This is a genomic window from bacterium, assembly GCA_027622355.1.
Lineage (GTDB): Bacteria > UBA8248 > UBA8248 > UBA8248 > UBA8248 > JAQBZT01.
The window spans coordinates 1-8,206 of record JAQBZT010000120.1 but is presented as its reverse complement, the minus strand read 5'-3'; the positions used below and the strand labels follow the sequence as shown (position 1 = coordinate 8,206).

At 61.0% G+C, this 8,206-nt stretch carries 9 protein-coding genes; 7 read left to right on the top strand and 2 right to left on the bottom strand.

Annotated elements, in window-relative coordinates; translation table 11 throughout:
* Nucleotides 1-335 (bottom strand): DUF2924 domain-containing protein (locus O2807_08370; GenBank protein MDA1000513.1); only part of this gene is annotated, 335 nt, incomplete at its 3' end.
* Nucleotides 336-1,063: 728 nt separating this feature from the next.
* Between O2807_08370 and O2807_08365 the strand changes: the two genes are divergently transcribed.
* The 7 genes from O2807_08365 (at nt 1,064) to O2807_08335 (ending at nt 7,232) form a co-directional block, all read left to right on the top strand.
* A complete protein-coding gene (locus O2807_08365) occupies nt 1,064-1,840 on the top strand; it encodes an ABC transporter ATP-binding protein (protein MDA1000512.1) in 777 nt (258 codons plus the stop codon).
* A gap of 52 nt (nt 1,841-1,892) precedes the next feature.
* A complete protein-coding gene (locus tag O2807_08360; GenBank protein ID MDA1000511.1) occupies nt 1,893-2,969 on the top strand; it encodes an ABC transporter substrate-binding protein in 1,077 nt (358 codons plus the stop codon).
* A gap of 10 nt (nt 2,970-2,979) precedes the next feature.
* Nucleotides 2,980-3,801 carry an ABC transporter permease gene (locus tag O2807_08355; protein MDA1000510.1) on the top strand — a complete coding sequence of 274 codons (822 nt, stop codon included), beginning with the start codon at nt 2,980-2,982 and terminating at the stop codon, nt 3,799-3,801.
* 471 nt (nt 3,802-4,272) lie between these two features.
* The gene (locus tag O2807_08350; protein MDA1000509.1) at nt 4,273-4,650 is read left to right on the top strand and encodes a type II toxin-antitoxin system RelE/ParE family toxin; all 378 of its coding nucleotides are present in this window, start codon (nt 4,273-4,275) and stop codon (nt 4,648-4,650) included.
* On the top strand, nt 4,647-4,976 hold the full coding sequence (locus tag O2807_08345; protein MDA1000508.1) for a helix-turn-helix transcriptional regulator: 330 nt from the start codon (nt 4,647-4,649) through the stop codon (nt 4,974-4,976). The genes O2807_08350 and O2807_08345 overlap by 4 nt, the downstream gene beginning before the upstream one ends.
* A gap of 119 nt (nt 4,977-5,095) precedes the next feature.
* On the top strand, nt 5,096-5,971 hold the full coding sequence (locus tag O2807_08340; GenBank protein MDA1000507.1) for a hypothetical protein: 876 nt from the start codon (nt 5,096-5,098) through the stop codon (nt 5,969-5,971).
* Nucleotides 5,972-6,002: 31 nt separating this feature from the next.
* Nucleotides 6,003-7,232, top strand: coding sequence for a glycosyltransferase (locus O2807_08335; protein MDA1000506.1), 1,230 nt, complete (start codon nt 6,003-6,005; stop codon nt 7,230-7,232).
* On the opposite strand, the gene O2807_08330 is transcribed toward O2807_08335, so the two are convergent.
* The coding region (locus O2807_08330; GenBank protein ID MDA1000505.1) for a hypothetical protein at nt 7,210-8,206 on the bottom strand (997 nt) is incomplete at its 5' end. The two genes, O2807_08335 and O2807_08330, sit on opposite strands and share 23 nt — an antisense overlap.

Here is an 8,206-nt window from a genome sequence, read left to right as displayed (position 1 = left end):
TATTCGAATTCCCCATCCAGAACCCGGACCTGATAAAGCGTTCCTTGCCACTCGCGCGTCAGGATAGTGCCGGGCTTGAGACCTGCTCCCTGGGGGAGTTCCGAAATTGGATTTCGGGAATCCGACCCGGCGATTTTTCGGAGTTTCCTTCGGGCAGCCGGGGAGAGGCCGCCATGGGCCTCTTCCTGAAGTTTATAGGCGAGGATGCGCCGGAGAATATCGGCGCTCCTGCATGAGGGCGGGGATCCGCCCAGGTGAGCCTCCCAATATTCTCGCAGTTGGCGGAGATTCAGCTCTTTCAATCGGGTAACTTCATCTTCGAGATTGGCGTCCATGTCCAGTCCTCCCTGCCGGACATGGACGCTTCCTTACGGGAAAGAGTCAAGGCAGGAACTACGCCGAAATTCCCCGCTTTCCCAGGAAAATATCCTTGTTCCACCCGCCACGATGAGGGGGTTTCCGCGGGGTTTGGCCCACGCCAGGGCCTGGGACATCGAGTCGACCTGATCGTCATGGCGCCCATTCGGGAACTGGAGGACCTCGATTTCAAAATCGGAAAGCCACCTGTTCTCTTCGGGAAGGTGAACATATCCCGACTCGATCTTGGCCGATTGGGCAACAATGCCATGCTCAGATACTATTTCCGAGAGGCGGCATAGATTCAGATGAGTTTTTGGACTGGACGGGCAAGGCGACGAAAGACCTGAATTCAGGCTAAACTTATCAATTCGCCATGCACACGATCATTGAGCGCGAGCGCCTGCGGCTTCCTCCGTCGGCGTGAGCTGGGCCCAATGGCGGGGTGCGGCGGGATTTGCTAGCGTAACCAGGTCCGTGACTTTCAAGATCATCTTCCTCGCAGTATGCTGCTTCTCTGTCACGTCTTGATAAGGTTTCGCCATGACAAAGCACTCTCATTATCCGTCGAAGCGTATGTTTCCGTACGTGCAAGGCAGTAAGTCCGTGACGTCGGCCGGGACGATGGGGTAGTAGTTGTTGGCCGTCGGGACACGCTGCCCGCACGGCTGTGCAGCGCGGGAGAAACCGCGGGAGATACGTCGGCTTGGCTGAATCCGTCATCGTTTGCCAGGGACTCACCAAGATATACGATACACTCGAGGGGGGCCAAGTAAACGCCCTTGAGGATATCGACCTCAATATCTACGAGGGCGAGTTTATCTCGGTCGTGGGGCCCAGCGGGTGCGGAAAGAGCACCCTGCTCAAGATCTTCGCGGGCATCCTGGACAAATCCGAGGGCGAGGTCACCCTCCGCGGCACCCCCATCGAGGGCCCCCGGCGTGACATTGGGGTGGTGTTCCAGGACGCGGTCCTACTCCAGTGGCGGACCGTGCTCGAGAACACGATGCTGCCCATCGACGTTCAGGACCTCGATCGGGCGCGGTTCCTCGACCGGGCGCGGTCCCTTCTTCGCCTGGTGGGCCTAGAGGGCTTCGAGCAGAAATATCCCTTCGAGCTCTCAGGCGGGATGCAACAGCGGGTATCGATCACGCGCGCCCTGGTCCACGACCCGGCCGTGCTGCTGATGGACGAGCCCTTCGGGGCGCTCGACGCGATGACGCGCGAGCAGATGAATCTCGAGCTCCAGCGCATCTGGATGGAGAGCGGAAAGACGGTTTTCTTCATCACCCACAGCATCCCGGAGGCCATTTTCCTCGGCGACCGGGTGGTCGTCATGACACCTCGCCCGGGCCGCATCGCGGAGGTGCTTGAGGTGCGTTTTTCCAGGCCCCGTACCCTCGATATAATGACGACGCCGGAGTTCGGCAAGTTCGTGAGCCACATCCGAGGTATCTTTCAGGTGGGGGGTGTCTTCGATTAATTCCCCGGCACGCGCCCCCTCACTTGCTCAACTCTTTCGGAAGGAGACAGCCATGCGTTCCATGCGAAAATTCCTGTTTGCCCTGTTTCTGGGAGTATGCCTCCTCACGCCGACGGCGGCCCTTGCACTCGAGAAAGTCGTCCTCGTCCACGCCCTGCCGCGTCTCTCCCCAAGCTTCGCCATCGCGAGTTCGCTTCCTGAATACCTGGGCTATTGGAAGGACGAGGGGCTTGAGGTCGAGGTGAACACGACGCGGGGCTCTTCGATGGCGATGCAGATCGTCATGGGTGGCAAGGCGGATGTTGCCTACGGCAACCCTACGGCCGCCATGGTAGGCGTGCAGAAGGGAACCGACGTGAGTTTCTACTACACCTCGATCCGTGGCGATATCTTCGGCATCGCCCTTCCCGCCAAAGGCGGTCTGAATGGGCTCTCCGACCTGAAGGGCAAAACCATCGGTGTTTCGAGCTTTGCGAGCCAGGGCACTCTTTACGCGCGCGCGCTGATGGGGACCTTGGGCTTCCAGCGAGGCCAGGATTTCGACCTGATCGAAGTCGGCGTCGGCGGCCGCGCGGCCGCAGCGCTTCAATCGGGCCGGGTGCATGCCCTCTCGCTCTGGGATGCGGCCTACGCCTCCATGGAGAGCCGGGGGCTGAAATTCACGAAAATCATCAAGGATCCCCGCGCGAAGAACTTCATCGCGGGCAGCCTCGTGGTGCCTAGCAAGTTCTACAAGACGCGCCGCAAGATGCTCATCGGTCTCGCCCGCGGCCTCGCCAAGGCGCAGATCTTCCAAGAAGTAAATCCCGAGGCCGCCGTTCGCATCCACTGGAAGGTCTATCCCCAGACAGCGCCGCGCGGCGGAGTGACCGATGCGGCCGTGAGGCGCGAGGCCAAGGTGGTAGCGGTGCGCGCAGGGATTCAGTCCCGCAACGCCGTCGGCACCAACAAGTTCGGCGATTTGCCGAAGGCCAACATGGAAGGGTACCAGAATTACCTCATTCGGATCGACCGTCTCAAAAAGAAAATCGATGTAAGCAAGTACTACACGAACGAGTTTACCGACGAGATCAATAATTTTGACCGCGAAGCGGTCATCAAGCAGGCGAAGGGATTTAAAAAGCCTTGAGGAAGCCGACGTGAAGTCTTTTTCGATGCTGCGGATGCTCCTGCACGATCCGCGTGGAGCGATCCGCAGAAAGCCCGAGATCGCGCTCATTCCCTTCACCCTCGTCATCTTCGTCGGAGGCTGGGAGGGAATGGTGCGCGTGCTCGGGGTAACGGAGATCGTCCTTCCTGCACCGTCGGCGATCGCACTCGCCTTGTACCAAGGGTTCGCGACAGGTTTGTTCTGGTACAATCTGCTCGTGACGCTGAGCGAGATCCTGGCCGGTTATACCCTTGCCATGGTGGCGGCCTTTCTGCTGGGAGCAGTCATCAGTCAGCTTCGGTTGGTGGAGGCCACGCTGTATCCCTACATCGTGGCGCTCCAGACTCTCCCCAAGATCGCCATCGCGCCGATCATCATCATCTGGGTGGGCTTCGGCATCTCCAGCAAGGTGATGATCGCCGCCATGGTCTCCTTCTTTCCCATGCTGGTGAACACGATTGTGGGACTGAAGTCCACCCCCTCGGACAAGGTGGATCTGCTGCGCTCCCTCGCCGCCTCGCGTTGGAAGATTTTTTATCTGGTGCAACTCCCCGAGGCGCTCCCCTACATCTTCGCCGGCCTCGACGTGAGCATTGTTCTGGCGGTACTGGGCGCCATCGTGGGCGAGTTCGTAGGGGCGAAGGCCGGACTCGGCTACCTGATCATCCAGTTCAATTTCGATATGGACATCTCGGGCATGTTCGCCATCCTGGTCATCCTAGGCGTGCTCGGTATCACGCTTCACCTCATCGTGGTGGCCGTCCGCAACCGAGTGATCTTCTGGCACAAGACCACGGCCATGATGAATTGAGGGCCTGTTCGTGGTGAATTCCTATGAATTTGTGCTTCTGACCTACCTCCCATTATATCGCCATGCACACCCTCGCGCTGCCGCAGATGGTGGAGCCGTGGTCGCTGTACTGATCCACCGATTTTCGGGGTCCAGCCATCCGGGCTGAAAAATCTTGGAAACATTAAGGAGTTGATGACCGCCGGGATTCAGAAACTAGGATTCTTTCGGAGACCATTATGACGACCCATGGGGCTGAAAAGGCCTGTTTGGCAGATCGAAGATTCGATGAACCAGGGCAGGGGGCGGACCTTTTGGTCGTTCTGATGGCCTCCGGAAGAGTTCTGAGTGTAGGACCTGAGAGAGTGAAAAATATTTAATGTTTCCAGGGCCTTTCACTCAAACGGGCCTGACCCCGAAAATCGGTGGACCGGCACACCATGGGCACTTTTTTTCTCTTGAAAAAATATGGTGAAACCGCCATAATAAGCCATGGACCGAAGGGACTTGAAGCCCGTTGAATGGGTCGGATCGAGCAAGGAGGACTTGAGGGGATTTCCGGCCGAGGTACAGGACCACGTCGGGTTTGCCCTGTATCAGGCCCAGGTCGGTCTCAAGCACCGCGATGCCAAGCCCCTCAAGGGCCTGGGCTCTGGTGTCCTGGAGGTGGTGTCGCGCCATGACGGTGGTACCTACCGGGCAGTTTACACCGTGCGGTTCAATGCTGCCGTCTATGTTCTGCATGCCTTTCAAAAGAAGGCCAAGAGAGGCATTTCGACGCCGAAGCAGGAGATGGAAACGGTCAGGCGCAGGCTGAGGGCGGCAGAGCAGCATTACGACGACATCTATGGCAGAAGGGGAGAACAATGAAAACCGATAAAGTGAAAATCGAGCGAGGCAGCGGCAACGTGTTCGCCGACCTGGAACGTCCTGATGCCGAGGCCCGGCTTCTGAAGGCGGAACTGGTCACCCGCATCGATGTAATCATCCGCCAGCGCCGCCTGACACAGGCGCAAGCGGCGAAGGTGCTCGGGCTCTCCCAGCCGGACGTGTCCCGTCTTTTGCGTGGGAACTTCCGGGAATACTCCGTCGAACGGCTGCTGCGCCTGCTGACAGCCCTTGGTCGGGACGTGGACATCGTTATCCGGAAGCCGCGCTCCCGCCGCCGGGGAAGACTGAGCGTTGATGCCGCGTGAAGGAACGATTCCTGTGCACGGAAATTTAGTAGTTTTGCGGAGTTGAGGGTGTGGGTGGCGAATTCCCAATCAGGCATCAAATTATTGCTTAATTACGAATTCGCCATGTACAGGTGCTGGTGGACCGGCCCGACCTGGAGGGCCGCAAGCACATCCTCCGCGTGCATATGAAAAACCTCGTCCTCGGGCCGGACGTGAACTCCGACCGGATCGCCGAGATGACGCCCGGCCTCTCGGGGGCGGACCTGGCGAATCTGGCGAACGAGGCCGCCCTGCTCGCCGCCCGCCACGACAAGGATCAAATCGCCATGGCGAATTTCGAGGAAGCGCTCGAGCGCATCGCGGCGGGACTCGAGAAAAAATCCCGCGTGATGACGCCGGAGGAGCGCAGACGGGTAGCCTGTCACGAAATGGGGCACGCCATCGTGGCCGAGCTGGTCGGCACGGCCGATCCGGTCCAGAAGGTGTCCATCATTCCGCGCGGGCTCTCCGCCTTGGGCTACACCCTTCAGCGCCCCACCGAGGATCGCTACCTCCTCTCGAAAACCGAGATCGAAGACCGCATGACCGTCCTTCTGGCGGGGCGGGCGGCCGAGACGCTCGTCTTCGATGAGGTCTCCACCGGCGCTCAGAACGATCTCCAGCGCGCCACCGACATGGCGAGCTCCATGGTGACCGAATACGGGATGAGCGAACATTTCGGGCCCCACTCCCTGCGCCGCGAGCCCCGGCCGCTCTTTCTCGGACAAGGGTTTGGCGACGGTTTCGGCCGGGCCGCCATCAGCGAGGCCACCCAGCGGGAGGTGGACGAGGAAGTGGGAAGATTTCTCCAGCAAGCCTCCGAGCGGGCGAGGGAAATCCTGGAGGTGCGGCGGGCGGACCTCGATCGGTTGGCGGCGCGTCTCCTCGATCAGGAAACCATCTCAGGGGAAGTGCTCCGCTCCGAGCTCGGCGTCGAGGAAAAAACCTCGGCACACTCCCCGTCCCGCGATTAACCGCAGTCTTCCCGCCGATGAAGGAACCTTTGTGCGCATCGCCATCCTGAGTCCCAGCTATCCGCCGAATCTCGCTCCCTGCGGGGTGGGCGATTTCACCCGGATGCTGGTCTCTGAACTCGTGGCGGCGGGCGCCGATGTCTTGATCTTCACGAGTGCGGACTATTCGGGGCCAAAGGTTTCAGGGAAAATCCGCGTCTTTCCGGTGTCGCGGTACTGGGGGCCCGCCGCGATGCGGCAGGTGGCGCGCCTGGCCCGCGAAGAAAAAGCCCACGCCCTTTTGGTGCAGTACGCGCCCGACCTCTATCCTCCGAAAGCGCGCTGGATTCCCTTTCTTCCCCTCTGGATGAAGGTCCTCTCTCCGGGGATTCCCACGGTCTACTCCATGCACACGGTGGGAGTCTCGCGTTTCTTCTCGAAGGCGGGGGCGGCGGTACTCCTCCAAAGTGCGGACGGCATTCTCAGCACGAACGAGGAGGTCACCTATCTGGTCGGAAAGTCCATGCCCTGGCTCCGGCGGAAGATGGAAGAAGTTCCCATCGGCGCCAATATCGAACCGAGGGAACTGGGCGAGCCGGGGGAGAAAATGCGGGCCCGCCGCGCGGAGCTGCGCGCTAGGCTGTGCGCGGAGAGGGGGCTGGAGCCCTCCGGCGCCCTGCTCGCCCACTTCGGCTTCTACTACCCGGGCAAGGGGGTCGAGCAGATTCTCGATGCGGCGGGAAAGTGGAAGCAGGCGGGGCGGCCCTTCCGGCTCTTCATGCTCGGCGGAAGGCGTGCGCAGGATGGCGGCTTCTACCTCGCACTGCAGGCGCGCGCCCGGGCAAACGGTTTGGCCGATGAAGTGATCTGGACGGGGTTTCTCTTCGACGAAAAAATCAGCGAGATACTGCTCGCGGCCGATCTGTTCCTTGCGCCCTACGAGGGCGGCATCTCGAGCCGGCGCGGAAGCCTGATGGCGGCGCTGGCCCACGGCGCGCCCGTGGTGAGCACCCCGCCCAAGGTGCCGACGGAGTATTTCCGCGCGGGGGAGAATTTCGCCGAAGTGCCATTCGGGGACGCCGATGCGCTGGCGGAGCGGGTGGGGGCATTGATGGATAATGCGGCGGCGCGGGAGCGGCTGCGCGCGGGGGCAGAGGCGCTCTACGCTTCGTTCCGCTGGCCCGCCATCGCGGCGAGGACGCTCGATTTTCTCCGGAAGATTCTACGGGAGCACACGCCTGCCGCGGATCTCTCTCCGCTCAATCCGGATCGGCGAGGGTGAATCTGTCGTCGGTGGCCTGGATGTAGGCTTCCGGCAGCCCCAGTTCCTTCCTGACGATGTTGGTCCCCCGGGCGAGCGCTACCATTTTGTAGAAAGCGTGGCGTCTGCTCATTCCCTCGCGGCCGAAGCCGCAGTCCGTCGAGATGCAAAGCCGCTCGGCCGGGATGTATTGAAGCGCCTTGCGGATGAGCGCGGCCACCGCATCGGGTTTTTCGACCTGAAGGCCCCGGTGGTCGATGACGCCGATGGCGATCTTGGGCTTTGTGATCTTTTTCCCGATGGCCTCGAGGTCCATTCCCTCCGTGCTTTTGCACTCAAACGTCAGGACATCCACATTCAGATCGTTCATGTACTCGAGCGCCGGCGCGTAGCTTTTCGCCGAGTCGTAGAAGCGCTGCTGCGCCGGATTCCCCCAGCAGGTGTGGCACCAAAGCTCGAGTTTCTCGGTCAGGCCCTCGATGCTCCGGTTGAAGGCCTCGACGTAGAATTCCATGGACATCCCGGTGTCCTCGGCGTGGTGGTCGAAGCGGTGCACCCAGGGCTCTTCCACCTGGAGGACCTGGCAGCCCGCATCCGCCAGACTCTGGAATTCCTTGTGCATCACCTCGCAGAGGTCCATGACGAGTTCTTTGCGGTCTTTGTAGTATTCGTTGGAGATGATCGATTCGAGGCAATCGGCGCTGATGGAGCCGAACTTGACGGGCTTTTGCGTCATCTGCTGGGCGGCTTTCCAGAGCTGGGGGTACTCCAGAGGGCCGGGCCCCACCTTGCCCGTCACCCGAGGAAGCATCCGCGCCTCGAGGACCTCGTACATGATCTCGCCCGGCACCGAGCCGCCCCAGGCGGCGTGGCTCCGCGAGGTTTCATAGCCCGAGAATCCCTCCAGCCGCTGGATGACATAGCTCACCCAGGAGCGTCCGCCCACGTCGGTATCAAAGCGGGCGTCGCCGTCGGTCACGATGTTGAGGCCGTCC

Bases quoted from the DNA above. Each gene is read 5' to 3' on its own strand.
- O2807_08360 (MDA1000511.1), top strand. From the start codon at position 1,893: ATGCGTTCCATGCGAAAATTCCTGTTTGCCCTGTTTCTGGGAGTATGC.
- O2807_08350 (MDA1000509.1), top strand. From the start codon at position 4,273: ATGGACCGAAGGGACTTGAAGCCCGTTGAATGGGTCGGATCGAGCAAG.
- O2807_08345 (MDA1000508.1), top strand. From the start codon at position 4,647: ATGAAAACCGATAAAGTGAAAATCGAGCGAGGCAGCGGCAACGTGTTC.